Genomic DNA, 25,437 nt, shown 5'->3' on the forward strand with positions numbered 1-25,437 from the left:
AGAGTAAAGGCCACGCAAGAACATTCGCGGCAAATGGGTTATCAGATCACCCGTGAGTGTTAATCCATCTTTTCTTCGGCTTGTCATATAAAACTGATCGGAACTCTCTGCGACCTTGGCCGCTCTGCCCCTGAACGAAGGAAGAAGGTGGACGGAAGATGGCGGCCACCCAGAGGATCGCCGTAGGCGTCGTGCTTGTCGCGACCTGCGCCGTGGCGCTCGCCGGCTGCGGGATCGGTGACCGGGGTTCCACCGGTGTCCCCGGCGCGAAAAAACCCGAGCAGGGCGCCCGGCGTGGTGCGCCCGGCGCGAAGGAGGGCGCCCCGGCGCAACCCAAGACCCCGGTCCGCCTGATCGGCGACGGCTCCACCGCGTACACCGGAGCGCAGCCGCATCTGCCCAGGGCCGAGCGGCTGAAGTCCGGTCAGAAGCCCCCGCAGTTCGTGGTCTTCTCCTGGGACGGCGCCGGCGAGGACGGCCAGCGCCTGTTCTCGCACTTCCGCAAGGTCGCCCGCGCCAACAACGCGACGATGACGTACTTCCTGAGCGGCGTGTACATGCTCCCGGAGGAGAAGCGGGACCTGTACCGCCCGCCGCAACACTCACCGGGCCGCTCGGACATCGGCTTCAACGACGTCCGCGGCATCAAGGACACCGTGGACCAGCTGCGCGGCGCATGGCTGGAGGGCAACGAGATCGGCACCCACTTCAACGGCCACTTCTGCGGCAGCGGCGGCGGGGTCGGCCAGTGGTCGGTCGAGGAGTGGAAGAGCGAGATCGCCCAGGCCAAGTCGTTCGTGAAGACCTGGAAGACCAACACGGACACCGAGAAGGCCGTCCCTCTGCCCTTCGACTACGACGAGGAGCTGATCGGCGCCCGCACCCCCTGCCTGGAGGGCCAGGAGAACTTCATGCGGGCCGCCCGCGAACTGGGCTTCCGCTACGACACCAGCGGCGTCAACGCCCAGGTCTGGCCCCAGAAGAAGGAAGGCCTGTGGGATCTGTCGATGCAACTGGTCCCGGTCCCCGGCCGCAGCTTCGAGACGCTGACCATGGACTACAACTTCTACATGAACCAGTCCGGGGCCAAGGAGGGCGACGCGGGCCAGCAGCAGTACTGGGGCGACCAGTTCCGTGACGGCCTGCTCAAGGGCTTCTACCGGGCCTACGACGGCAACCGCGCGCCCCTGATCATCGGCAACCACTTCGAGTCCTGGAACGGCGGCACCTATATGCGCGCCGTCGAGGAGACCATCGAGACGGTCTGCACCAAGGCCGAGGTGCGCTGTGTCTCCTTCCGGCAACTCGCCGACTGGCTCGACGCCCAGGACCCGAAGGTCCTGGACAGGCTGCGCACCCTCAAGGTCGGCGAGGCCCCGGAGGAGGACTGGAACACCTTCCTGTCCGCCGGGCCGGCCCCGGCCCCCAGGGGGGTTCCGGGGGCTCCGGCGGCCACGCCGTAGCTCTGGCCCCGCTCACACCGAGGCGGTGACCCCTTCGCGGAGCACGAAGTCGGGGTCGACCTGGGCGGCCAGGTCGACCCCCGTCCGCTCGTTGCCCCAACTGCTCGCGTTCTTCAGATGGAAGTGCACCATCTGGCGGGTGTACCGCTCCCAGTCACGCAGCTCGTACGTGGCGTCCGCGGCCTCCTGAAGGGCGTGCAGGGAACGGCGGTTGGGCTCCTCCAGCTGCTCGAACCGGGGCGGGCGGCCCTTCTCCAGAGCCCGCACCCAGTTTGAGTGCCCGAGGGTGACGAGCAGGTCGTCCCCGACCTCGGCGCGGAGGAAGTCCAGGTCGTCCTGACCGTGCACCTTGTTGCCGACGACCTTCAGGGCGACGCCGTAGTCACTGGCGTACTCCTTGTACTGGCGGTAGACGGAGACCCCCCTCCGGGTCGGCTCGGCGACGAGGAACGTCATGTCGAAGCGGGTGAACATGCCGGACGCGAAGGAGTCCGAACCGGCCGTCATGTCGACCACCACGTACTCGTCGCGGCCGTCCACCAGGTGGTTCAGGAACAGCTCCACCGCTCCCGTCTTGGAGTGGTAGCAGGCGACCCCGAGGTCGGCGTCGGTGAAGGGGCCGGTGACCATCAGACGGATGGCCCCGCCGTCGAGTTCCACCGGCCGGGCGCACGCGTCGTAGACCGCGTTCGGTTCGCACACCTGGAGCAGTCGCGAGCCCTCGCCGGGCGGGGTCGTCTTGATCATCGTCTCGGCGGAGGCGATGCGCGGATTGGAACCGCGCAGGTGGTTCTTGATCAGGGGCAGTCGGTCGCCCATCGCGGGCAGCTCGGCGGCCTCCCGGTCGTCGAGTCCGAGGGCGGCGCCCAGATGCTGGTTGATGTCGGCGTCGACGGCGACGACCGGCGCTCCGGAGATGGCGAGATGGCGGATGAACAGGGAGGACAGCGTGGTCTTGCCACTCCCGCCCTTCCCGACGAAAGCAATTTTCATGTTCACCAAGGGTAGTGGAGTGATTGCCGAGGGTGGTCGGGTGGCTGCGAAGTCCACTCCATCGTGGGTTCGGCCGGAAGAAGGAGTTCGTCAGGTCGTCGAGGGGTGGCGGTCGGGTGACGGGCGGGCGAGCGTAGGGTCGTACTCATGAGTACGACAGGCGCGAACGCCGATCCGCTCGCGGCCCTCGGGGGGCTTCCCGGGGTGGCCGAGTCCGTGGAGTCCGTGCGCAAGGCGGTGGACCGGGTCTACGGCCACCGGGTCATGCGGCGCCGCAGCAACGCGGTCACCTCGGAGGCGGCACTGCGCGGCGCGCGTGGCTCCGCCGCGCTGTCCGGCGCCGACTGGGCCCTCGAAGAGGTGCGCCGCCGTACCGACTTCAGCGGCCAGGAGGGCGACGAGGAGGCCCGCACGATGGGCGCCGCCCTGCGGCTGACCGCCGAGGCGGGACAGTTGCTGTCGATCTGGCGGCAGTCGCCCCTACGGGTACTGGCCCGGCTGCACCTCGTGGCGGCGAGCGGCGACCACGCGCGCGTGGGGCGGCCCCGGCAGGACGGCGAGCCCGTCGACGAGCCCCTGATCGAGCTGCCGCTGCCGAGCGCGGCCGAGGTCTCGGGGCGGCTCGACGGCCTCGCCGAGCTGATCATCAAAGGTGGCTCGGCCCCCGCTCTGGTGACCGCCGCCGTCGTCCACGGCGAACTGCTCGCCCTGCGGCCCTTCGGCTTCGCCAACGGCCTGGTCGCGCGCGCGGCCGAGCGGATCGTCCTGATCGGCAGCGGCCTCGACCCCAAGTCCGTCTGCCCGGCGGAGGTCGGTCACGCGGAAATCGGCCGCGCCGCCTACCTGGCCGCCCTCGACGGCTATGTCTCCGGTACCCCCGAGGGCATGGCCGCCTGGATCGCCCACTGCGGGCGCGCTGTCGAGCTGGGCGCGCGCGAGTCGACGGCGGTGTGCGAGGCGCTGCAGCGGGGGGCGGCCTAGATCCATCGAAAAGGGTTGCGGCGGTACGAGAACTCGTACCGCCGCTGGCATGTTCACCCGGTTACCAAGCGTCCTCGAGATGTTGCCCATCAGGTCGGGAACTCTTGCCCGTCACCTGGTGCGGCTGGCCCGTAATCGACGGGTCGACGTCGCGTGGGTGCCCAGTGTTCATGCTCGGTCCGTGGGGCCAAAATGCGTTTCTAAGGTGATCCTTTCGGATGTCCTTTGGTCTCGCGGGCCTTGAGTCCTTTCTACTCCAGGACCGGAGTGAGCGAAAGCCCTGGACGTACTTCTTTACTTTCATGTTTAAAGAGGCATTAATCGGGCGCCGGCTTGCTCAAGCGGTCGCCACGCGGCGCCGGCTCGCGTACCAGACGAGCCCGGCGGTGGCGGCCGCCGCACCTATGGCGGCGGCCGCGAGAAGTGCCGGGCGGGGCGGCGTGGGCAGCCGCTGCTTGAGTCGTACCGGGCGGTGGAAGTCGAGAATCGGCCATCCGCGCGCGAGGGCCTCTCTGCGCAGCGTCCGGTCCGGGTTCACCGCGTGTGGATGGCCCACCGCCTCCAGCATCGGCAGGTCGGTCGCCGAGTCGCTGTACGCGTAGCAGTGCGCGAGGTCGTACTCCTCGGACTCCGCCAGCTCCCGGATCGCCTCGGCCTTGGTCGGGCCGTACGCGTAGTACTCCACCTCGCCGGTGAAGCAGCCGTCGTCGCCCACGACCATCCGGGTCGCCACGACACGGTCCGCACCCAGCAGCTCGCCGATCGGCTCGACCACCTCGGCGCCGGACGTGGAGACGATGACCACATCCCGCCCGGCGACGTGATGCTCCTCGATGAGAGAGGCGGCCTCGTCGTAAATGATGGGATCGATCAGATCGTGAAGGGTCTCGGCGACGATGTCCTTCACTTGTTGGACGTTCCAACCGCGAACCAACGAGGACAGGTACTTCCGCATCCGCTCCATCTGGTCGTGGTCCGCGCCGCCTGCGAGGAACACGAACTGGGTGTACGCGGTCCGCAAGGCCGCCCTGCGGTTGATCAGGCCGCCTTGGTAGAACGACTTGCTGAACGTGAGCGTGCTCGACTTCGCAATGACCGTCTTGTCCAGGTCAAAGAAGGCCGCTGTGCGGGGCAAGGAGTGGTTTTCCACGAGCCGAGCATATGCGCCCACCATTCGGGCTAGTGTGGGGCGTGTGGGTTTGCCTGAGAGGCCTCTCGGGTACACCATGGAAGTCACGGATCGTTCGCGACCGTGCTAACCCGGCCCGACTCCTCCCCCCCCGAGTCGGCCGTGGAGACGACCCCCACTCTCCCCCCCGGTGGGGGTCGTCGCATGTCCGGGTGCGTTTTCCCCGCCTCTCTCCCGCCCATGGGGCCGTTCCCTGCCCACCTGGGCGTTCCTCTATCTCTCCGCAGGATTCGTCACTGTGCGTATCTGTCGCGCTGCGCTGTGGAAGTCGCCCAAGGCGTCGCCTGTTCGGGTGACGGCGATATTCACAACCATCGGGTTGTCCACAGTTATCGACCAAGATCCACACGATTTCCGGGATGGCTGCACCGTGATTCCAGCGCGTCCCGACGGCGGCGAGTTCATGGCCCGTTCGGTTTGTCGGACGCGTACGGCCGGTTCGTATCGGTCGCCCAAATGGCGGCCGGTCACCGGTTCTTCACACAGGTCTTGAACACGGGCGTCCGGAACACCGGCGTCTGGAACACGGGTCGTGAACACGGGTCTTGAGCGGGTGGGAATCGCGGAGCGCCGAGGGCGCCGAGCATCCCGTCCGGGACCCGGCGAAGGGGGCTGGAGATCGTGGCGGGAGCCATCACCAATGACCGGCAGTCCGCCGCCGAGGGGCGGCAGGGCGGACCGTTGATCGTCACCGAGGACCCGGAACTACTGGACGACCTGCTGCGCCTGTGCGCGGCCGCCGGCGCCGAACCGCAGGTCCATCACGGGGTGCCGGAGGGCAGGGGCAGTTGGGAGGCGCCGCCGCTCGTGCTCGTCGGCGACGACGCCGTGGGGCGCGTCCGCGGAGTCGGGCCCCGGCGTGGAGTCGTCCTCGTCGGCAAGGACCAGGACGACCCCGGGGTCTGGCGGCGGGCCATGGAGATCGGCGCGGACCATGTGCTGATGCTGCCGGACGGCGAGCAGTGGCTCGTCGACCGCATCGCCGACGTGGCCGAGGGCGTCGGCAGACCCGCGCTCACCGTCGGCGTCATCGGCGGCCGCGGCGGCGCCGGGGCGTCAACCCTGGCCTGCGCGCTCGCCATCACCTCGGCGCGGCAGGGCAGGCGCACCCTGCTCGTCGACACCGATCCGCTGGGCGGCGGACTCGACGTCCTCCTGGGCGCGGAAGCGGCCGAGGGGCTGCGCTGGCCGGCGTTCGCGGCCTCGCGCGGCCGGGTCGGCGGCGGCGCCCTGGAGGAGTCGCTGCCCGAACTGCACTCCCTGCGGGTCCTCAGCTGGGACCGCGGCGACTCGGTCACCATCCCGCCCCAGGCCGTCCGCGCGGTGCTCGCCGCCGGCCGGCGGCGCGGCGGAACGGTGGTCGTCGATCTGCCCCGCCGCATCGACGAGGGCGTGGCCGAGGCCCTCGCCCAGGTCGATCTGGGCCTCCTGGTGGTCCCGGCCGAACTGCGCGCCGTCGCGGCGTCCGCACGGGTGGCCTCCGTCTGCGGGATGGTCCTGCGCGATCTGCGGGTGGCGGTACGGGGGCCGTACGCGCCCGGCCTCGACGACCACGAGGTGGCCCGGCTGCTGGGCCTGCCGCTCGCGGGCGAGGTGCCTGCCGAGACGGGCCTGACGGACGGCCGCAAACCGCCCGGGGGCGTCGCACGCGGACCGCTCGCACGGTTCTGCGAGGGGTTCTGGGAGCGAGTGCTGGTCGGGGGTGAGACCGGATGAACGGGAGCACTGACGACGGGCTGTTGGACGGCGTACGACAGTGGCTCGTCGAGAGCGGCTCCGAGCCGACACCCGCACGCGTGGCACAGGCCCTGCGGGAGCGGGGACGGGTGCTCGGGGACGCCGAAGTGCTCGGTGCCGCCGCGCGGTTGCGATCGGAGTTGGTCGGCAGCGGACCGCTGGAGCCGCTCCTCGCCGACCCGTCCGTCACCGACGTACTGGTGTCGGCGCCCGACCGGGTGTGGGTGGACCGGGGCGGCGGCCTGGAGCTGACGGCGGTGTCGTTCCCGGACGCGGCGGCCGTACGACGGCTCGCGCAGCGCCTGGCGGCCGTCGCCGGACGGCGGCTCGACGACGCCCGGCCCTGGGTGGACGCCCGGCTTCCGGACGGCACCCGCCTGCACGCGGTGCTGCCCCCGGTGGCCGTGGGCTCGACATGCCTGTCCCTGCGGGTCGTACGGCCCCGGGCGTTCACGCTCGACGAGCTGGTCACGGCGGGGACGGTCCCGCCCGGCGGAGAGCGGGTGCTGCGGGCGCTGATCCGTGCCCGGCTGTCGTACGTCATCAGCGGCGGGACCGGCTGTGGCAAGACGACGCTGCTGAGCGCGCTGCTCGGGCTGGTCGATCACGGCGAGCGGATCGTGCTCGCCGAGGACTCGGCGGAGCTGCGGCCCGACCATCCGCATGTGGTGCGGCTGGAGGGCAGACCCGCCAACCAGGAGGGCGCGGGTCTCGTCGAACTGCAGGACCTGGTGCGGCAGGCGTTGCGGATGCGGCCGGATCGGCTGGTCGTGGGGGAGGTGCGCGGGTCCGAGGTCGTGTCCTTGCTGGCGGCCTTGAACACGGGCCACGAGGGCGGCTGCGGGACCCTGCACGCCAACGCGGCGGGGCAGGTGCCGGCCCGGCTGGAGGCGCTCGGTACGGCCGCCGGGCTCGATCGGGCCGCGCTGCACAGCCAGTTGGCGGCCGCGCTGTCGGTGGTGCTGCACCTCGTGCGGGACCGGGACGGGCGGCGGCGGATCGCCGAGATCCATGTGCTGGAAAGGGACCCGTCGGGGCTGGTGGTGACCGTGCCCGCGCTGCGGTGGGGCGCGGAGGCGTTCGTGTACGAGCGGGGCTGGGAGCGGCTGCGGGGGCTGCTTCGAGGAGGTGAGGGCTGTGCTGACGGGGGCCGGTGAGATGTCGGTCGGGGCGGCCGCGGCGTGTGCCGGGGCGGCCGCCTGGATGCTGTCGGGCGGCGGACGGGACGCCGGGGCTCGGCGGGCACGACTGCTGCTCGCCGGAGGCGGACCGGTGGGGCCGCCGCCCTGGGAGCAGGCGGTCGTCCGGGTGCGGAGGCTGCGGGCCGAGTGGTGGGCGCCGGCGGTCGGGCTGGTGGTCGCGGTGCTGGGCGCGTCGGTGCTGCCGGTGCTCGCGGGTGCGGCCGGGGTGCCGCTGCTGAGGCGGGTGCGGCGGGCGGCCGAGGCGCGCCGGGCCCGGGAGCGGCGGGGCGACGCGGTGATCGCCCTGTGCACGACGCTCGCCGGGGAGGTGCGGGCCGGACGGCAGCCGGGTGAGGCGCTGCTGCGGGCCGCACAGGACTCGGACGGGCTAGGCGAGGCCCGGGCGGTGGTGCTGGCGGCGGCACGGTTCGGCGGCGATGTACCGGGCGCGCTGGCCGACGCGGCACGCCAGCCGGGCGCCGAGGGGCTGCTGGGGCTCGCCGCGTGTTGGCGGGTGGCCGTGGACCGGGGTGCGGGGCTGGCCGCCGGGCTCGACCGCCTGGAGGGTGCCCTGCGGGCCGAGCGGGACCAACGGGCCGACCTGCGGGCCCAGTTGGCGGGTGCCAGATCCACAGCGGTGATGCTCGCCGGGCTCCCTGTGCTGGGCCTGCTGCTGGGCACGGCGCTGGGCGCCGACCCGCTGCACGTGGTGCTGCACAGCGCCGCCGGGATGGGGTGCCTGCTGGTCGGGGCGGTGCTGGAGGGCGCCGGGTTGTGGTGGGTACTGCGGATCGTGCGAGGGGCGGAGGCGGCATGAGCGGGGTGTGGCACAGCGCCGTCGGGTTGGGCTGTCGGCCGGTCGGGGGCGCGGGCCTGCAGTGGGTGCCGCGAATCGTGCGGGGAGCTGAGGCGGCATGAGCGACGAAGTTATCCACAGGCTGGGGGTGGTGGTCGGAGCGGTCGTGGGACTGTGGTGGCTGGCCCGCTCGTTCGACACCGCCCGACGCGAGCGACGGTTGCGCGCACGGCTGGGCGCGGTACTGGCCCTGTCGGCGGCGCCGCCGGAGCGAAGCCTCGCACTACGGGCCGCCGCACTGCGGTGGCTGCCCGTAGCGGGAGTGGTGTGCGGCGGCTGGGTGCTGGTCGGCGGCCTCTTGGGGTTGTTGGTCGGACTGGGCGCCGGGGTCGGGGCCTGGCAGTGGCTGCGGCGGTCACGGCGTGACGACGGCTCGACAGAGGTGTACGACGCTGCCGGCGCCGCGCGCCAACTGCCCCTCGCCGCCGATCTGCTGGCGGCCTGCATCGCGGCCGGGGCGGGCCCTGGAGTGGCAGCGCAGGCGGTCGGGGACGCCCTGGGCGGACCCGTGGGGGAGCGGCTGGCCAGAGGGGCAGCCGAGGCACGGCTCGGGGGCGAACCGGCCGAGGCGTGGCGTGCGCTCGCCGCGCTGCCGGGGGCTCGGGCGCTGGCACGGCTGCTGGAGCGGGCCGACGACTCCGGCGTCCCGGCGGCCGTCCCGGTGGCTCGTCTCGCCGCAGAGGCCCGCGCCGAGTGGGGGCGCTCGGCGACCGAACGGGCCCGCAAGGCCGCCGTGATGGTCACCGCGCCGGTGGGGCTGTGCTTCCTGCCCGCCTTCATCGCGGTCGGGGTGCTGCCGGTGGTGATCGGGCTGGCGGACGGGTTGTTGGGCGGGGGCGGTGGATGAACAGGGGGGGCTGAGCACGAAGTGACAGCGACGAGCAGTGATGACCAGTGGTGAACGGAACAGAACCTCACGGGGGTTGAAATGTACAAGGCAGTGCGAGAAGCGGTACGGGTTCGTGTGGTCGGGGCCCTGATGCTCCGGGTGCGGGCGGCGCGCCGGGACGCGGGGATGGTCACCTCCGAGTACGCGGTGGGGATCATCGCGGCGGTGGCCTTCGCGGCCGTGCTCTACAAGGTGGTGACCAGCGGGCAGGTCCAGGCGGAGCTGCAGCAGATCGTGGGGCGGGCGCTCAGTGGCGGGGCGTGAGCGGCGACGGAGCGGGCGCGGGGCGGCCCTGCGCGGCGACGGCGGGTTCGTGACGGCCGAGGCGGCCATGGCCCTGCCGGTGCTGGTGCTCTTCGCGATGGCGCTGGTGTGGGCTCTGCTCGCCGCGTGCTCCCAGATCCAGTGCGTGGACGCGGCCAGGACCGGGGCGCGGGCGGCGGCCCGCCAGGACTCGCCGGGTGCGGTCGAGGCGGCGGCCAGACGGGCGGCGCCGGACGGGGCGAAGGTCAGCGTGGGCCGCGAGGGCGACTTCGTCCGAGTGGTCGTCTCGGCCCACGTGCCCGGGCCGGACGGGCTGGGGCTCGACCTGAGCCATGAGGCGGTGGCGCTCGCGGAGGAGACGGTGGGGGTGGGGAGCGGGTGAGGACGAGAACGTGGCCCGGCCGACAGGCATGGGCCACCTCTGGGTCTAGGGCGTGGCTTGGCTTGCTGCTGCGGGTCTTCTCTGGGTCTGGGGCGTGGCCCGGCCTGCTGCCGCGTACCGCCTCGGGGTCTGGGGTGTGGCCGCGCATCCTGCCGCGTACCCCCTCGTGGCCTTGTCCGTGGCCCGCCCGGCCGCTGCGGGCCACCCGTTCGGACCGGGGCTCCGCGACCGTCTGGGCGGTGGGTGCGATCGCCATGCTGTGCGTCGTGTTCGGTGGAGTACTGGCCGTGGGCCAGGCCGTGGCGATCCGGCACCGTGCGGCGTCGGCGGCCGACCTCGCGGCGCTCGCGGCCGCCGACCACTGGATGCGGGGCGGCGAGGGGGCCTGCGCGACGGCGGAACGGGTGGCGCGGGCACAGGGGAGCAGACTCGTGCGGTGCGAGGTCGAGGGAGAGATCTCGGACGTGACGGCGGCGTCGGCCATGGGCCCGCTGAGGGCCGAGGCGAGGGCGAGAGCGGGCCCGCCGGGAGCGCCCCGCTAGGCGCTGTCGTCCGGCGCCCCTCTCAGCAACTCGGTCAGCAGCCGGACGGCCCCCCGCTTGTGCAACGGCTCATTGCCGTTGCCGCACTTCGGGGACTGGATGCACGACGGGCACCCGGCGTCGCACTCGCACGCGGCGATGGCCTGGCGGGTGGCGGTGAGCCAGGAGCGGGCCGTGTGGAAGGCGCGCTCCGCGAAGCCGGCGCCGCCGGGGTGGCCGTCGTAGACGAAGACCGTCGGGAGCAGGGTGTCGGGGTGCAGTGGGACGGACACGCCGCCGATGTCCCAGCGGTCGCAGGTCGCGAACAGCGGCAGCATGCCGATCGAGGCGTGTTCGGCGGCGTGCAGGGCGCCGCCGAGGATCTCGGGGTTGATCCGGGCCGCGTCCAGCTGGTCCTCGGTGACCGTCCACCACACGGCACGGGTGCGCAGCGTACGAGGAGGGAGGTCGAGTTTGGTCTCGCCGAGCACCTCACCGGTGATGAGGCGTCGACGGAGGAAGGAGACGACCTGGTTCGTGACTTCGACGGAGCCGTAGCACAACCGGCCCTCGCCCCAGGGGACTTCGGTGTCGGTCTCCAGGACGGAGATGGACGTCGTGTCGCGGGCGACCGTCGAATACGGCGGGTCGGCCTGTTCGACCAGGGCGACGGAGTCCTCCAGGTCCAGTTCGCGCACCAGGTACGTACGGCCCTGGTGCAGATGGACCGCGCCCTCGTGGACGGTGGTGTGGGCGGCGCCCGCGTCGACCGTGCCGAGCAGGCGGCCCGTGCCGGTCTCGACGACCTGGACGGGGCGGCCGCCCTGGCCCCGGATGTCGGTCAGGTCGGCGGCCCGTTCGCGGCGCGTCCAGTGCCAGGCCTTGGTCCGGCGGCGGAGCAGCTGCGCGGCCTCCAGCTGGGGCAGCAGCTCCTCGCAGGCCGGGCCGAACAGCCTGAGGTCCTCCTCGGTCAGCGGCAGTTCCGCGGCGGCGGCGCACAGGTGAGGGGCGAGGACGTACGGGTTGTCGGGGTCGAGGACGGTGGACTCCACCGGCTGGTCGAACAGGGCCTCGGGGTGGTGGACCAGGAAGGTGTCCAGCGGGTCGTCGCGGGCCACCAGGACGGCGAGGGCTCCCTGGCCGGAGCGGCCCGCGCGGCCCGCCTGCTGCCACAGGGAGGCCCGCGTGCCCGGGTAGCCGGCGATGAGGACCGCGTCCAGGCCGGAGATGTCGACGCCGAGCTCCAGGGCGGTCGTCGCGGCGAGGCCGAGGAGTTCGCCGGAGTGGAGGGCGCGTTCCAGGGCGCGGCGTTCCTCGGGGAGGTAGCCGCCCCGGTACGCCGCCACGCGCCGGGCCAGGGAACGGTCGATTTCGGCCAGCCGCTCCTGGGCGATCACCGAGATCAGCTCGGCGCCGCGCCGGGAGCGTACGAAGGCGACCGAGCGGACTCCCTGGACGGTCAGGTCGGTCAGCAGATCGGCTGTCTCCGCGGTCGCTGTACGCCGTACCGGGGCGCCCTTCTCGCCGTGCAGCTCGGTGAGTGGGGGCTCCCAGAGGGCGAACACCAGTTCACCACGGGGTGAGGCGTCGTCGGCGACCTCGACCACCGGCAGGCCGGTCAGGCGGGACGCGGCCACCGACGGCTCGGCGGCGGTCGCCGAGGCCAGCAGGAAGACGGGCTCGGCGCCGTACCGGGCACACAGACGGCGTAGTCGGCGCAGCACCTGGGCGACATGTGAGCCGAAGACGCCGCGGTAGGTGTGGCACTCGTCGATGACGACGTACTTCAGGGCGCGCAGGAAGGAGGACCAGCGGGGGTGGGAGGGGAGGATCCCGCGGTGCAGCATGTCGGGGTTGGTGAGGACGTAGTTGGCGTACTGGCGCACCCACTCCCGCTCCTCGACCGGGGTGTCGCCGTCGTACACGGCGGGGCGTACGGCATTGCCGAGAGGTTGTGAAAGTTTTTTCACGGCTCGGTGCTGGTCGGCGGCCAGAGCCTTCGTGGGGGCCAGGTAGAGGGTGGTGGCGCCGCGGCCGTTGGGGGCCTCGGAGCCGTCCAGGAGGCGGGAGAGCACGGGGACGAGGTAGGCCAGTGATTTGCCCGAGGCGGTGCCCGTGGCGACGACGACCGAGTCGCCGTCGAGGGCGTGCTCGGCGACACGCGCCTGGTGGGCCCAGGGATGTTCGATTCCTGCCGCCTGGACGGCGGCGATCACTTCCGGACGGATCCGGTCAGGCCAGACGGCATGGCGGCCCGCGCGCGGGGGCACATGCTCCGTATGAGTGATGCGCGAAGCCCGGCTCGGCCCCGAGGCGAGCCGGTCCAGGACCGTGCCCGGCGAGGGGCTGGAGGCGGTGTCCGTCGAGGGTCGATCGGATCGGTGATTCTTGGCCATTGGCATCGAGTGTGTCACCGGCGTGACGGACAATGGAGCCAAGGCGTCGTGCACGCCTGCCGGTAAGTGATTGAATGCCATCGCGGCTGGCGAACCGTCCCGGGGGCTTTCAAGCCGAGGTGTCCCGAGGGGCGAACGCTCGATAGCAAGGTGCTGGAGGATCCGTGGACCTGTCCCTGTCGACCCGTACCGTCGGCGATCGTACGGTCGTCGAGGTCGGTGGCGAAATCGACGTTTATACCGCGCCCAAGCTGCGTGAGCAGCTGGTCGAGCTGGTCAACGACGGGAGTTTCCACCTCGTCGTCGACATGGAGGGCGTCGACTTCCTCGACTCCACCGGGCTCGGCGTGCTTGTGGGCGGACTGAAGCGAGTGCGGGCCCACGAGGGCTCGCTGCGACTGGTGTGCAACCAGGAGCGCATTCTGAAGATCTTCCGCATCACCGGTCTGACCAAGGTGTTCCCGATTCACACCTCGGTCGACGAAGCGGTGGCGGCCACCGACTGACCCCGCCCGCCCGGGCTCGCGCCCGGAACGGCCTGAGACAGACGAGGGGGGACCGGGCCCGATCGGCCCGGTCCTCCGACAGCACGCCCGTAGTTCCGAGGGGGATGCATGGCCACCGTTGAACTCCGCTTCAGCGCGCTGCCCGAGCACGTCAGGACCGCCCGACTGGTGGCGGCAGCGGTGGCGCGCAGGGCCGGAGTGGACGAGGCCGTCCTCGACGAGGTCAGGTTGGCCGTCGGCGAGGCGTGCACCCGTGCGGTCGGACTGCATCAGAGTGGCGGTATCTCGGCGCCGGTGCGGGTGTCGCTGATCGAGGAGGAGAAGCAGTTCGCCATCGAGGTCGGTGACGAAGCGCCGCACACCGTCCCGGGCGACAAGGCATCGGGCGGCGACGCGGACGTGGAGATCGAGGAGGACGACATGGGCCTCGCGGTCATCAGCGGCCTCGTCGACGACGTGGAGGTCACGGCGAGCGAGAACGGCGGTTTGATCCGTATGAGCTGGCCGACGCCGACGGTGGCTCTGTCCTGACTCTCCCACCGCGTCGAGCGGTGCCGCTCCTCACAACATCAAGTAGTACCGCAAGGGCCCTGCTGAGCAGGGCCCTTCGCATTTCCCGATCTCCATTTCATCGGAGTTTTGGAATTCGTGAAGGAATTCACGATCAATCACGCGATAATTTGATCAAGCGTCAACGCCTTTGAGGGATTACCGCTTTCGAGTAGCGTGTGGGGCGCCGATCATTTGCTGTAGGGCATGTGAAGGCTAATTCCGTTTGTCGCGTACTGTTTTGATCAGGTTCCCCTCCCTACAATCCGTCCACATCTTGAGCTCAGCCCAAGCGTCAAGGAGGACGAATGGCGGGGCTTTCTACCCCTCAACAGTTTGACCACCCCACAACCTTCGCAGCCGCAGTGCTGACGGACGACAACCGGATCATCGTGATGGTCATCGGGGTCGTGGCACTGGCCGCGCTCGCCGTTGCCGGGGTCCTGGTGCGCCAGGTGCTCGCGGCCGGCGAGGGCACCGACAGCATGAAGAAGATCGCGGCCGCCGTACAGGAAGGTGCGAACGCCTATCTGGCACGGCAGTTGCGCACACTCGGCGTATTCGCCGTCGTCGTGTTCTTCCTGCTCATGCTGCTGCCTGCGGACGACTGGAATCAGCGCGCCGGACGATCGGTGTTCTTCTTGATCGGTGCCGCGTTCTCGGCGGCCACCGGTTATATCGGCATGTGGCTCGCCGTCCGCAGCAATGTGCGCGTCGCCGCTGCGGCGCGGGAAGCGACCCCGGCGGAGGGTGAGCCGGAAAAGGATCTCACCACCGTCTCGCACAAAGCCATGAAGATCGCTTTTCGCACGGGCGGCGTCGTCGGCATGTTCACGGTGGGGCTCGGACTCCTTGGTGCGTCCTGCGTGGTCCTTGTGTACGCGGCCGACGCGCCGAAGGTCCTCGAAGGCTTCGGCCTCGGCGCGGCCCTCATCGCGATGTTCATGCGAGTCGGCGGCGGCATCTTCACCAAGGCCGCCGACGTCGGCGCCGACCTGGTCGGCAAGGTCGAGCAGGGCATCCCGGAGGACGACCCGCGCAACGCCGCGACCATCGCCGACAACGTGGGCGACAACGTCGGCGACTGCGCCGGCATGGCCGCCGACCTCTTCGAGTCGTACGCCGTCACGCTCGTCGCCGCGCTGATCCTCGGCAAGGCGGCCTTCGGCGACTCGGGGCTCGCGTTCCCGCTGATCGTGCCCGCCATCGGCGTACTCACCGCGATGATCGGCATCTTCGCGGTCGCGCCACGCCGGACCGACCGCAGCGGGATGTCCGCCATCAACCGCGGCTTCTTCATCTCCGCGGTGATCTCGCTGGCGCTGGTCGCCGTCGCCGTCTACGCCTACCTGCCGGCGACGTACGCCGAGCTCGAAGGCGTCGGGGACCAGGCGATCCTCGACAAGAGCGGCGACCCGCGGGTCCTCGCGCTCATCGCGGTGGCCATCGGCATCGTGCTGGCCGCGCTGATCCAGCAGCTCACCGGCTACTTCACCGAGACCACCCGGCGCCCCGTACGGGACATCGGCAAGAGCTCGCTCACCGGCGCGGCCACCGTCGTCCTCGCCGGAATCTCCGTCGGCCTCGAATCGGCCGTCTACACCGCGCTGTTGATCGGCCTCGGCGTGTACGGGGCGTTCCTGCTCGGCGGTACGTCGATCATGCTCGCTCTGTTCGCGGTGGCGCTGGCCGGGACCGGTCTGCTCACCACGGTCGGGGTGATCGTCGCCATGGACACCTTCGGGCCCGTCTCCGACAACGCACAGGGCATCGCCGAGATGTCCGGCGACGTCCAGGGCGCGGGCGCGCAGGTGCTCACCGACCTCGACGCCGTCGGCAACACCACCAAGGCCATCACCAAGGGCATCGCCATCGCCACCGCCGTACTGGCGGCCTCCGCGCTCTTCGGCTCCTACCGCGACGCGATCGTCACGGCGGCGGACGAGGTCGGCGAGAAGGTCTCCGGCGCGGGCGCACCGATGAACCTGATGATGGACATCTCGCAGCCCAACAACCTCGTCGGGCTGATCGCCGGTGCCGCGGTGGTCTTCCTCTTCTCGGGGTTGGCGATCAACGCGGTATCGCGGTCCGCCGGTTCGGTGGTCTACGAGGTGCGGCGGCAGTTCCGCGAGCACCCCGGGATCATGGACTACAGCGAGAAGCCGGAGTACGGCAGGGTCGTCGACATCTGCACCAAGGACGCGCTGCGGGAGCTGGCCACACCCGGGCTGCTCGCGGTCATGGCGCCGATCGCGATCGGGTTCACACTGGGGGTCGGTGCCCTGGGCGCCTACCTCGCGGGTGCGATCGGCACCGGGACCCTGATGGCCGTGTTCCTCGCCAACTCCGGTGGCGCGTGGGACAACGCCAAGAAGCTCGTCGAGGACGGTCACCACGGCGGCAAGGGCAGCGAGGCCCATGCCGCGACCGTCATCGGCGACACGGTCGGCGACCCGTTCAAGGACACCGCGGGGCCGGCCATCAACCCGCTGCTGAAGGTGATGAACCTGGTGGCACTGCTCATCGCGCCCGCGGTGGTCAAGTTCAGCTACGGCGAGGACAAGAGCGTCGGGCTGCGCGTGGCCATCGCCCTGCTGTCGATCGCGGTGATCGTGGTGGCGGTGTACGTGTCCAAGCGGCGAGGCATCGCCATGGGTGACGAAGGCAACTCCGAGCGGATGGCCAAGTCGGCCGATCCGGCGGTGGTTTCGTAGGAGGGCTTAACAGCGCCCAGTTCAAGGGGCGGGCGGGCGGCGCGTGTTGATGCGCCGCCCGCCCGTTCTGTGTGTGCGCGATGAGTTCCGTGAGCCTTCTCTCTCTTGGTGCAAATGGTTACAAAAGTATGTGTAGAGGGTACTCGGCACATGGGTGTCGCCCATCTGGCGTGTATGTTCCGGGGCCGAGAGCCACGGAAGGGACCAATCCGGTGAACAAGAAGCTCGCGGCCGCACTGTCCGGCGGTGCGGTACTGGTACTGGCGCTGTCCGGGTGCGGCGGCGACGACACCAACGAGAAGCTGAACTCCTGGGCGAAGGACGTCTGCGACGCCGTACAGCCGCAGATCAAGAAGATCGCGGCGGCCAACGCCTCGATCCAGAAGGAGACCTCGGACGACAGCGCGCCGGCGGACGTGCAGAAGGCCGACTCGCAGGGCTTCCAGGACATCTCCGACGCGTACAAGGCGATGGCGGCGGCCATTCAGACGGCCGGGGCGCCCAATGTCGACGACGGGGCGACCAAGCAGAAGAACGCGGTCAAGGAGCTGAACGACCTGTCGGCCGCGTATGCCGAGCTGAAGAAGAAGTCGGACGCGCTGAACGTGAAGGACCAGGCGAAGTTCGCTGATGGCCTCGAGGGGGTCGCGACCGAGCTGGAGAAGCTGAGCAAGACCGGGAGTGACGCGCTGAAGGAGCTGGAGAAGGGGGACGTGGGGAAGGCGATGGCCGAGCAGGCGAGCTGCAAGTCGGCCTCCGGCTCGGGCGCGGCTTCGGTTTCTTCCAGCTGAGGGGTGGGCGGACGGGTGTCCTGAGCCTCGGTTTCAGGGCGCCCGGTGCGGTTGCCGGGCGGGGCGGGTCGCGCGGCCCGGCGCTTACGGGGCGCCGCTCTCCATGGGACGGGTGCCGCGCCCAGCGGCACGATTGCCCGCGGCTACGACGGCGGCGTGACTGTGCGCGGCTACGCTGGCGTTCGTGAGTAACTCCAAGTCGTCCTCCCTGCCCTCCACCGACCAGCCCGGAGTCGCCGCGCGGCTTCGGGAGGCTTTGCTCGGTGTGGACTTCACCGCTGATGGGCTGCTCGAACTGCTGGGGGCGTCCGCGTATGCGGCGCTGGCGCGCAGTGAGGTCGTGCCGGCGCTTCGGGCGACCCGGGGGGACACGCCGTTGGAGGCGCTCGTCCGGCTGTTTCTGTTGCAGCAGCCGGTGGCACGCGCGCGCGTGGAGGGTGTTCTGCCCGTCGACGTGTGCGTGGACGCTGGCTGGCTGGCCGCGGTCGGGGACGAGCTCGTCGCCACCGTCGATGTGCGGCCATACGGCGGGCCCGGCGGCGAGGACTGGTTCATCGTGTCCGATCTCGGGTGTGCCGTCGGCGGGGCCGGAGGAATCGGGAGCCGGGACGAGGGCGTGGTGTTGGGGGTCGGCGGGGCCTCCACCACGCTTGCCGGGATCACCGTGCGTACGCCCGTCGCATCCGCTCTCGATCTCGGTACCGGCTCCGGGATCCAGGCGCTGCACGCCGCGCAGCACGCCACGCGCGTGACCGCGACCGACCTCAACCCGCGCGCGCTGCACATCACCGCGCTCACGCTCGCGCTCTCCGGCGCCCCGGCGGCCGATCTGCGCGAGGGCTCGCTCTTCGAGCCGGTCGAGAGCGACGAGACGTACGACCTCATCGTGTCCAACCCGCCGTTCGTGATCTCTCCCGGCGCCCGGCTCACCTACCGCGACGGCGGGATGGGCGGGGACGATCTGTGTCGCACGCTTGTTCAGCAGGCGGGGGAGCGGCTCAACGAGGGCGGGTACGCCCAGTTCCTCGCCAACTGGCAGCACGTGGAGGGCGAGGACTGGCAGGAGCGGCTCCGGTCGTGGGTGCCGCGCGGATGCGACGCCTGGATCGTGCAGCGCGAGGTCCAGGACGTCACGCAGTACGCGGAGCTGTGGCTGCGCGACGCCGGCGACCACCGCGGTGACGTGGCCGAGTACCAGGCGCGGTACGACGCGTGGCTCGACGAGTTCGAGGCGCGCAAGGTCAAGGGCGTCGGATTCGGCTGGATCACCTTGCGGAAGACGGCCCCCGCGGACGACCAGCCGTCCGTCACCGTCGAGGAATGGCCGCATCCGGTCGAACAGCCGCTCGGTGAGGCCGTACGGACGCACTTCGCGCGCGTCGACTACCTGCGCGGCAACGACGACGCCGCGCTGCTCACCGCCCACTTCCGGCTCGCCGCCGAAATCGTCCAGGAACAGGTCGGGCTGCCCGGCGCCGAGGACCCCGAGCATGTGGTGCTGCGTCAGAACCGCGGTATGCGCCGGGCCACCAAGGTGGACACGGTCGGCGCGGGCTTCGCCGGTGTGTGCGACGGCACGCTCAGCGCGGGGCGGATTCTGGACGCCATCGCCCAGCTCGTCGGCGAGGACCCGGTCGCGCTGCGCGACCGGACACCGGCCCAGATCCGGCTGCTGGTCGAGCAGGGCTTCCTCGAACCCGTGCGGTGAGCGCCGCCCGTGACGGTTCCCGTACCGCCCGGTGACCTGACTGGTACGGCTCACGGCGCCCCTTCGCCGTAGCGGATGGGGCGTATCGGTACCCCTGGGGCGCATGTGCCAGGTCTGACTGGATTGGTCCGTAAAAGGTCTCCTGTCAGTGGTGCATGCGAAGCTATTTTCAAGAGACGGATTCGACGTGTCCTCGGGGGAGGCACGCGCTGTCTCTGGGGGATCGGGGGATCGCGATGGCGGACACGCCGGAGCAGGGGCAGGGAAGGATCATCAACGGCCGGTACCGGCTGCTGAGGCAGCTGGGCGCAGGCGGCATGGGGCGCGTCTGGCTGGCCTACGACGACGAGCTGGCCTGCGAGGTCTCCATGAAGGAGATCTCGCTGCCCGACGTCCCGATGGACGCGACGGAGCCCGCGCAGCGCATCGCCCGCGCCCGCAGCGAGGCCCGCCACGCGGCCCGCCTGCGCGGGCATCCCCATGTGGCGACGGTCCACGACGTGGTGCTCCACGAGGGCCTGCCCTGGATCGTCATGGAGTACGTCCCGGACGCCATCGACCTCCAGGCGGTCGTACGGCAGCGGGGCCCGCTCCCGCCCGAGCAGGTCGCCCGCATCGGGCTCGCCGTCCTCGACGCGCTCACCGCAGGCCACCGGATCGGCATCCTCCACCGCGATGTGAAACCGGCCAACATCCTGCTGGCCGCCGACGCCTCGGGCGACCCGTACGCGCGCGTGCTGCTCACCGACTACGGCATCGCCCTCCAGCCGGAGTCCCGCGAGCCCCGGCTCACCGCCACCGCCGGCATCCTCGGCACCCCCGGCTATCTGGCGCCGGAGCGCGCCCGGGGCGAGCCGCCGACACCGGCCGCCGACATGTTCTCCCTCGGCGCCACGCTGTACGCGGCGGTCGAGGGCCGCGGCCCCTTCGACCGCCATGGCGAGTACGCGACGCTCACAGCGCTGCTCGGCGAGGAGCCCACGCCCCCGGTCCGCGCCGGTGAACTGGCGCCGGTCCTGCACGGTTTGCTCATCAAGGACCCGGTCCGGCGGCTGTCGCCGGAGGCGGTTGCCCGGGGCCTGGAGCGGGTGGCGGGCGCGGGGAGCGAGTCCTCGCCGCCGGGCTGGGGCGCGGCCACGCCGTCGTCGGCCCCGGCCGCGCCGTCGACCGCGGCAGCCGAGGGCTTCGGGCCGCCCCAGGGCTACGCGGCGAGCGCACCGCCGGGGTACGTGGCGGCGGCGGGTGCCCCCAACACGCCGGGAGCACCGCAGACGCCGTACACGCCGGGCGGGGCGTACACCCCGAACACGCCGGGGGCGCCACAGACGCCGTACACGCCGGGTGGCGCCTACGCCCCGAACACACCGGGTGGGGCATACGGACCGAACACGCCCGGCGCGCCGCCCACGCCGAACACCCCGCACACTCCGGCGGGCGGCCCGCCCACCCCGGGCGCGGGGCCGAACACCCCGGCCGGGACCTCGCCGTACGACCCCTGGCAGCAGGCCCCCCAGCCCCGCGGCCCGCACGAGAACTGGAACCCGTACGGGGGCAACGCCTCGACGCCCTACGGCGGTACGGCGGGCAGTCAGTCGCCGCAGTACGGGCAGTCCCCGCAGTACGGCGCCACCATCGGCAACCCGTCGACGCCGTACGGCAGCGCACCGGGCAACCCGGCCACCCCCTACGGGAACGCGGCCTTTCCGACCGTCACCGCCGCGAGTCTGCCGCCCGGCGGAATGCCTCCGGGAGGGCCGCCGAAGCGCAACGTGCCCGGGGGCGCGATCGCCGCGATCGTGCTCGCCGTGCTGCTGATCGCGGGCGGTGGTACTTGGCTGGCGGTCTCGCTGAACAGGGATTCCGACCGTCCCACGCCCGCCGCTGACACGGACGACCCGAAGCCGCCGACATCGACGGGTCCCACCGAACCAGCCCTGCCCTACGGCGAACAGGTCGGTCTCACCGAGCCGTTGAAGGCCGGTGACTGCGTCAGCGTGGTGTGGTCGGCGGGCGAGGCGTTCAAGTCGCAGCCCAACCTGGGCAAGGTGCCCTGCACCGCGGACGAGTGGCCGAACGGCCAGGTCGTGGCTGTCGACACGGCGTCCACCTACGCCGACGCCCGCGACCAGGGCGCCGAGCGCTGCGAGCGACAGGCGGGCCCGCTCGCCGAGGCCCTGCCCGACGCCGCCGTCTACGCGGTCGTCCCGACGAAAGAGGGCTTCGACGCGGCCGACGGCGCCACGGCGTGTCTCGTACTGGGCGAGCACGTCCCGATCGGGGGCGAGGTCGGGCAGTTCCGCGACGAGGGACTGGACCTGTACGCCGCCCAGATGGCCGTGGGCGACTGCTGGACCTACGTCGACAAGGACGACGACACTTTCCAGGCCCTGCTGACCGAGTGCTCCCAGACACACTCCGACCAGGTCATAGGCGCCGCCGACGCCCCGGACAACATGAGCTACCAGAAGGTGCTCGACGAGGGCGGCACCCTGTGCAAGAACAAGTTCGAGTCGACTTGGGCGCCCGGATCGGAGCTGACGGTATACGGCTGGGTCGGCAGCAAGGAGGACTGGGGGAAGGGGTTCACCGAAGTGGTGTGCACGGTGGGTCGCGAAGACGGTCAGAAGACGACCGGGAAGATACCCTCGCCCGGCGCGGTCTGAAGCCCCGCCGACGCGGTCCGGGGACCCGGCCCCCTCGCGTTCACCTCGGGTTCGCACGCCCGCTTCCCGTACGTGCCAGCCTCCCGTCCCGGGACACTTCGGGGCGGGAGGAACGGGACATGGAGAGCGGACCGGCGATGTTCGCGGGAGCGGTGTTCGCCCTGTTCGGGGGCGCGCTGCTGACATGGACCGTGACCCGGCTGCGACAGGGGCAGCCCGTCGCCCACGGAGTGCACCCCGTCACATCCGCGACCCTCGCGAGCGTCGTCGCGGTCGTCGCCCTCGTGCTCGGCGCGTGGTGCCTCAGCCGCGTCTGAGCGGGCTCCGGAGGCCGGGGCAGGGCAGGGTAGGGGGTAGTTGAGAGATCACCCTCCGCATCGGCCCGAAAGGATCGATGCACACGCCGGGCGGCAGGAATGGCGGTAGTCGGGTTACCGTTCGAGTGGCCGTTGCGGGCTTTTCCCGTTTGACACGGGGGCGGGATGTACCGTCACACTCCGCAGCGTCAGCATGACCCGACCCCGGAACGAGGGCTGTGCCTCGCGTGAGGCATCAGTCGCCGGGGGCGTGACCCGACCCCGGGACCAAGGCCTGGGGAGGCCCAGCGTCGACCGGAGAGAAGAGCGAAGTTGTCCCCGACCAGCGAGACCGCGAATGGCGGCCGCCGACTCGTCATCGTCGAGTCGCCTGCCAAGGCGAAGACGATCAAGGGCTATCTCGGCCCCGGCTACATCGTCGAGGCGAGCGTGGGGCACATCCGCGACCTTCCCAACGGTGCCGCGGAGGTGCCCGAGCAGTACACCGGCGAGGTGCGCCGCCTCGGCGTGGACGTCGAGCATGACTTCCAGCCCGTCTATGTGGTCAATGCGGACAAGAAGGCGCAGGTCAAGAAGCTCAAGGACCTGCTGAAGGAATCCGACGAGCTCTTCCTCGCCACCGATGAGGACCGCGAGGGCGAGGCCATCGCGTGGCACCTCCAGGAGGTCCTCAAGCCCAAGGTCCCGGTCAAGCGGATGGTCTTCCACGAGATCACCAAGGCCGCGATCCAGGCCGCCGTCGCCAACCCGCGCGAGCTGAACCAGAAGCTGGTCGACGCCCAGGAGACCCGCCGCATCCTCGACCGCCTCTACGGCTACGAGGTCTCGCCGGTCCTGTGGAAGAAGGTCATGCCGCGGCTGTCGGCGGGCCGCGTCCAGTCCGTCGCGACCCGGCTCGTGGTCGAGCGGGAGCGCGAGCGCATCGCCTTCCGCTCGGCCGAGTACTGGGACCTGACCGGCACCTTCGGGACCGGCCGCGCCGGTGACGCGTCCGACCCGTCGTCCCTGGTCGCCCGTCTCCAGTCGGTCGACGGCCGGCGTGTCGCCCAGGGCCGCGACTTCGACTCGCTGGGGCAGCTCAAGGGCGCGAACGTCCTGCACCTGGACGAGGCGAACGCCCGCGCGCTGGCCGCCGCCCTGGAGAACACGCGGTTCTCGGTCCGCTCGGTCGAGTCCAAGCCGTACCGCCGCTCGCCGTACGCCCCGTTCCGTACGACGACGCTCCAGCAGGAGGCCTCGCGCAAGCTCGGCTTCGGGGCCAAGGCGACGATGCAGGTGGCGCAGAAGCTGTACGAGAACGGCTTCATCACCTATATGCGTACGGACTCCACGACGCTGAGCGACACCGCCGTGGCCGCCGCCCGCGCCCAGGTCACCCAGCTGTACGGCGCCGACTACCTGCCGGCGCAGCCGCGTACGTACGCCGGGAAGGTCAAGAACGCGCAGGAGGCGCACGAGGCGATCCGCCCCTCGGGTGATCGTTTCCGCACGCCCGCCGAGACGGGTCTGACCGGTGACCAGTTCAAGCTCTACGAGCTGATCTGGAAGCGGACGGTCGCCTCCCAGATGAAGGACGCGACGGGCAACAGCGTGACCGTCAAGATCGGTGGCACCGCCGCCGACGGCCGGGACGCCGAGTTCAGCGCCTCCGGCAAGACGATCACCTTCCACGGCTTCCTGAAGGCCTACGTCGAGGGCGCCGACGACCCGAACGCCGAGCTGGACGACCGCGAGCGCCGACTGCCGCAGGTCGCCGAGGGCGACGCGCTCTCGGCCGACGAGATCACGGTCGACGGCCACGCCACCAAGCCCCCGGCCCGCTACACCGAGGCGTCGCTGGTCAAGGAGCTCGAAGAGCGCGAGATCGGCCGCCCGTCGACGTACGCGTCGATCATCGGCACGATCCTCGACCGTGGCTATGTCTTCAAGAAGGGCACGGCCCTCGTGCCGTCCTTCCTGAGCTTCGCCGTGGTCAACCTCCTGGAGAAGCACTTCGGGCGGCTCGTCGACTACGACTTCACCGCCAAGATGGAGGACGACCTCGACCGCATCGCGCGCGGCGAGGCCCAGGCGGTGCCGTGGCTGAAGCGGTTCTACTTCGGCGAGAGCACAGCCCCCGCAGGCACGGCCGCCGAGGCGGGCAACGGCGACGGGGACCACCTCGGTGGTCTGAAGGAGCTGGTGACCGACCTGGGCGCGATCGACGCGCGCGAGGTGTCGTCGTTCCCCGTAGGCAACAACATCGTGCTGCGCGTCGGGCGCTACGGCCCCTACATCGAGCGTGGCGAGAAGGACGCCGAGGGCCACCAGCGGGCGGACGTGCCCGAGGACCTGGCTCCCGACGAGCTGAGCGTCGAGCTGGCCGAGGAACTCCTCGCCAAGCCGAGCGGCGACTTCGAGCTCGGCGCCGACCCGGCGACGGGCCACCAGATCATCGCCCGCGACGGCCGCTACGGCCCGTACGTCACCGAGGTGCTCCCCGAGGGCACCCCGAAGACCGGCAAGAACGCCGTGAAGCCGCGTACGGCCTCGCTGTTCAAGTCGATGTCGTTGGACACGGTGACGCTGGCCGACGCGCTGAAGCTGATGTCCCTGCCGCGGGTCGTCGGCGCCGACGCCGAGGGCCAGGAGATCACCGCGCAGAACGGGCGGTACGGGCCGTATCTGAAGAAGGGCACGGACTCGCGTTCGCTGCAGACCGAGGACCAGCTCTTCACGATCACGCTCGAAGAGGCGCTGGAGATCTACTCCCAGCCCAAGCAGCGTGGCCGGGCCGCCGCCAAGCCGCCGCTGAAGGAGCTGGGCGCGGACCCGGTCAGCGCCAAGCCGGTCGTGGTGAAGGACGGCCGCTTCGGCCCGTACGTCACCGACGGCGAGACCAACGCGACGCTGCGGTCCGGGGACAGCGTGGAGACGATCACGCCGGAGCGCGGGTTCGAGCTGCTCGCGGAGAAGCGGGCGAAGGCTCCTGTCAAGAAGACGGCGAAGAAGGCGCCCGCGAAGAAGACGGCGACCAAGGCCGTTGCGAAGAAGACCACTGCCGCGAAGAAGACAGCGACTTCCAAGACGGCCGCTGCCGCGAAGAAGACGGCGACCTCCAAGACGGCTGCGGCGAAGAAGGCCGCGCCCGCCAAGAAGGCTGCGGCGTCAGGGGAAGACGCCTAGGGCGTGTTTCGAAAGTGGCGTCGTCCGCAAGGACGGCGGGGCCCGCGGCGTCTGGTGCGGTGCGTCGCAAGGCGGAGGGTCGTCCGCGTACTGGGTGTACGCGGACGATCCCGACAACGCGGCGAGGTGCCGTGCCAGGCGTCGCGGGGCAGACGGGACTTTCGAAACACGC

At 71.0% G+C, this 25,437-nt stretch carries 20 protein-coding genes; 17 read left to right on the forward strand and 3 right to left on the reverse strand.

What is annotated here, in order from left to right; all coding sequences use genetic code 11:
- The first annotated feature begins 158 nt into the window (after positions 1-158).
- Positions 159-1,463, forward strand: a complete 1,305-nt coding sequence (locus SGFS_RS33095; protein WP_286255752.1) for a polysaccharide deacetylase family protein — start codon at positions 159-161, stop codon at positions 1,461-1,463.
- Between the two features lie 12 nt (positions 1,464-1,475).
- Here SGFS_RS33095 and SGFS_RS33100 read toward each other — a convergent pair whose 3' ends face one another.
- On the reverse strand, positions 1,476-2,456 hold the full coding sequence (locus tag SGFS_RS33100) for an ATP-binding protein (RefSeq protein ID WP_286255753.1): 981 nt from the start codon (positions 2,454-2,456) through the stop codon (positions 1,476-1,478).
- 147 nt (positions 2,457-2,603) lie between these two features.
- Between SGFS_RS33100 and SGFS_RS33105 the strand changes: the two genes are divergently transcribed.
- Complete coding sequence (locus SGFS_RS33105) at positions 2,604-3,437, forward strand: Fic family protein (protein WP_286255754.1); 834 nt, start codon at positions 2,604-2,606, stop codon at positions 3,435-3,437.
- A 337-nt stretch (positions 3,438-3,774) separates the two neighbouring features.
- On the opposite strand, the gene SGFS_RS33110 is transcribed toward SGFS_RS33105, so the two are convergent.
- Positions 3,775-4,611 carry an HAD family hydrolase gene (locus SGFS_RS33110; protein WP_286255755.1) on the reverse strand — a complete coding sequence of 279 codons (837 nt, stop codon included), beginning with the start codon at positions 4,609-4,611 and terminating at the stop codon, positions 3,775-3,777.
- A 636-nt stretch (positions 4,612-5,247) separates the two neighbouring features.
- Between SGFS_RS33110 and ssd the strand changes: the two genes are divergently transcribed.
- The 7 genes from ssd (at position 5,248) to SGFS_RS33145 (ending at position 10,477) form a co-directional block, all read left to right on the forward strand.
- Entirely contained in the window at positions 5,248-6,342 is a 1,095-nt protein-coding gene (gene ssd, locus SGFS_RS33115; RefSeq protein ID WP_286255756.1) for a septum site-determining protein Ssd, read from the forward strand.
- The gene (locus SGFS_RS33120; protein ID WP_286255757.1) at positions 6,339-7,520 is read left to right on the forward strand and encodes a TadA family conjugal transfer-associated ATPase; all 1,182 of its coding nucleotides are present in this window, start codon (positions 6,339-6,341) and stop codon (positions 7,518-7,520) included. Before ssd ends, SGFS_RS33120 begins: the two co-directional genes overlap by 4 nt.
- A 1-nt stretch (position 7,521) precedes the next feature.
- Entirely contained in the window at positions 7,522-8,361 is an 840-nt protein-coding gene (locus tag SGFS_RS33125) for a type II secretion system F family protein (RefSeq protein WP_286260182.1), read from the forward strand.
- Positions 8,362-8,458: 97 nt separating this feature from the next.
- Entirely contained in the window at positions 8,459-9,247 is a 789-nt protein-coding gene (locus SGFS_RS33130) for a type II secretion system F family protein (RefSeq protein ID WP_286255758.1), read from the forward strand.
- A gap of 81 nt (positions 9,248-9,328) precedes the next feature.
- Complete coding sequence (locus SGFS_RS33135) at positions 9,329-9,553, forward strand: DUF4244 domain-containing protein (RefSeq protein WP_286255759.1); 225 nt, start codon at positions 9,329-9,331, stop codon at positions 9,551-9,553.
- Entirely contained in the window at positions 9,540-9,935 is a 396-nt protein-coding gene (locus SGFS_RS33140) for a TadE family type IV pilus minor pilin (RefSeq protein WP_286255760.1), read from the forward strand. Before SGFS_RS33135 ends, SGFS_RS33140 begins: the two co-directional genes overlap by 14 nt.
- Before the next feature lie 254 nt (positions 9,936-10,189).
- The gene (locus tag SGFS_RS33145) at positions 10,190-10,477 is read left to right on the forward strand and encodes an Rv3654c family TadE-like protein (protein ID WP_286260183.1); all 288 of its coding nucleotides are present in this window, start codon (positions 10,190-10,192) and stop codon (positions 10,475-10,477) included.
- Here SGFS_RS33145 and SGFS_RS33150 read toward each other — a convergent pair.
- Positions 10,474-12,933 (reverse strand): DEAD/DEAH box helicase, encoded by a 2,460-nt coding sequence (locus SGFS_RS33150; protein WP_286255761.1) that lies wholly within the window; start codon positions 12,931-12,933, stop codon positions 10,474-10,476. The genes SGFS_RS33145 and SGFS_RS33150 overlap by 4 nt on opposite strands.
- Before the next feature lie 83 nt (positions 12,934-13,016).
- On the opposite strand from SGFS_RS33150, the gene bldG reads away from it, so the two are divergent.
- The 8 genes from bldG (at position 13,017) to topA (ending at position 25,265) form a co-directional block, all read left to right on the forward strand.
- Positions 13,017-13,358 (forward strand): anti-sigma factor antagonist BldG, encoded by a 342-nt coding sequence (bldG, locus tag SGFS_RS33155; RefSeq protein ID WP_005475923.1) that lies wholly within the window; start codon positions 13,017-13,019, stop codon positions 13,356-13,358.
- Positions 13,359-13,466: 108 nt separating this feature from the next.
- Positions 13,467-13,889 (forward strand): ATP-binding protein, encoded by a 423-nt coding sequence (locus SGFS_RS33160; RefSeq protein WP_286255762.1) that lies wholly within the window; start codon positions 13,467-13,469, stop codon positions 13,887-13,889.
- Positions 13,890-14,215: 326 nt separating this feature from the next.
- Complete coding sequence (locus tag SGFS_RS33165; RefSeq protein ID WP_286255763.1) at positions 14,216-16,621, forward strand: sodium-translocating pyrophosphatase; 2,406 nt, start codon at positions 14,216-14,218, stop codon at positions 16,619-16,621.
- Between the two features lie 212 nt (positions 16,622-16,833).
- Positions 16,834-17,412 (forward strand): small secreted protein, encoded by a 579-nt coding sequence (locus tag SGFS_RS33170; protein ID WP_286255764.1) that lies wholly within the window; start codon positions 16,834-16,836, stop codon positions 17,410-17,412.
- A gap of 184 nt (positions 17,413-17,596) precedes the next feature.
- Positions 17,597-19,120: a class I SAM-dependent methyltransferase gene (locus SGFS_RS33175; protein WP_286255765.1), complete on the forward strand. Its 1,524-nt coding sequence runs from the start codon at positions 17,597-17,599 to the stop codon at positions 19,118-19,120.
- A gap of 236 nt (positions 19,121-19,356) precedes the next feature.
- Positions 19,357-21,783, forward strand: a complete 2,427-nt coding sequence (locus SGFS_RS33180; RefSeq protein ID WP_286255766.1) for a serine/threonine-protein kinase — start codon at positions 19,357-19,359, stop codon at positions 21,781-21,783.
- A 119-nt stretch (positions 21,784-21,902) separates the two neighbouring features.
- Positions 21,903-22,100 (forward strand): hypothetical protein, encoded by a 198-nt coding sequence (locus SGFS_RS33185; protein WP_286255767.1) that lies wholly within the window; start codon positions 21,903-21,905, stop codon positions 22,098-22,100.
- Positions 22,101-22,412: 312 nt separating this feature from the next.
- Complete coding sequence (gene topA, locus SGFS_RS33190; protein WP_286255768.1) at positions 22,413-25,265, forward strand: type I DNA topoisomerase; 2,853 nt, start codon at positions 22,413-22,415, stop codon at positions 25,263-25,265.
- Positions 25,266-25,437: the final 172 nt, after the last annotated feature.

This window comes from Streptomyces graminofaciens, assembly GCF_030294945.1.
Lineage (GTDB): Bacteria > Actinomycetota > Actinomycetes > Streptomycetales > Streptomycetaceae > Streptomyces > Streptomyces graminofaciens.

Bases quoted from the DNA above. Each gene is read 5' to 3' on its own strand.
- SGFS_RS33095 (WP_286255752.1), top strand. From the start codon at position 159: ATGGCGGCCACCCAGAGGATCGCCGTAGGCGTCGTGCTTGTCGCGACC.
- SGFS_RS33100 (WP_286255753.1), bottom strand. From the start codon at position 2,456: ATGAAAATTGCTTTCGTCGGGAAGGGCGGGAGTGGCAAGACCACGCTG.
- SGFS_RS33105 (WP_286255754.1), top strand. From the start codon at position 2,604: ATGAGTACGACAGGCGCGAACGCCGATCCGCTCGCGGCCCTCGGGGGG.
- SGFS_RS33110 (WP_286255755.1), bottom strand. From the start codon at position 4,611: ATGGTGGGCGCATATGCTCGGCTCGTGGAAAACCACTCCTTGCCCCGC.
- SGFS_RS33120 (WP_286255757.1), top strand. From the start codon at position 6,339: ATGAACGGGAGCACTGACGACGGGCTGTTGGACGGCGTACGACAGTGG.
- SGFS_RS33125 (WP_286260182.1), top strand. From the start codon at position 7,522: ATGTCGGTCGGGGCGGCCGCGGCGTGTGCCGGGGCGGCCGCCTGGATG.
- SGFS_RS33130 (WP_286255758.1), top strand. From the start codon at position 8,459: ATGAGCGACGAAGTTATCCACAGGCTGGGGGTGGTGGTCGGAGCGGTC.
- SGFS_RS33135 (WP_286255759.1), top strand. From the start codon at position 9,329: ATGTACAAGGCAGTGCGAGAAGCGGTACGGGTTCGTGTGGTCGGGGCC.
- SGFS_RS33145 (WP_286260183.1), top strand. From the start codon at position 10,190: ATGCTGTGCGTCGTGTTCGGTGGAGTACTGGCCGTGGGCCAGGCCGTG.
- SGFS_RS33150 (WP_286255761.1), bottom strand. From the start codon at position 12,933: ATGGCATTCAATCACTTACCGGCAGGCGTGCACGACGCCTTGGCTCCA.
- SGFS_RS33160 (WP_286255762.1), top strand. From the start codon at position 13,467: ATGGCCACCGTTGAACTCCGCTTCAGCGCGCTGCCCGAGCACGTCAGG.
- SGFS_RS33165 (WP_286255763.1), top strand. From the start codon at position 14,216: ATGGCGGGGCTTTCTACCCCTCAACAGTTTGACCACCCCACAACCTTC.
- SGFS_RS33180 (WP_286255766.1), top strand. From the start codon at position 19,357: ATGGCGGACACGCCGGAGCAGGGGCAGGGAAGGATCATCAACGGCCGG.
- SGFS_RS33185 (WP_286255767.1), top strand. From the start codon at position 21,903: ATGGAGAGCGGACCGGCGATGTTCGCGGGAGCGGTGTTCGCCCTGTTC.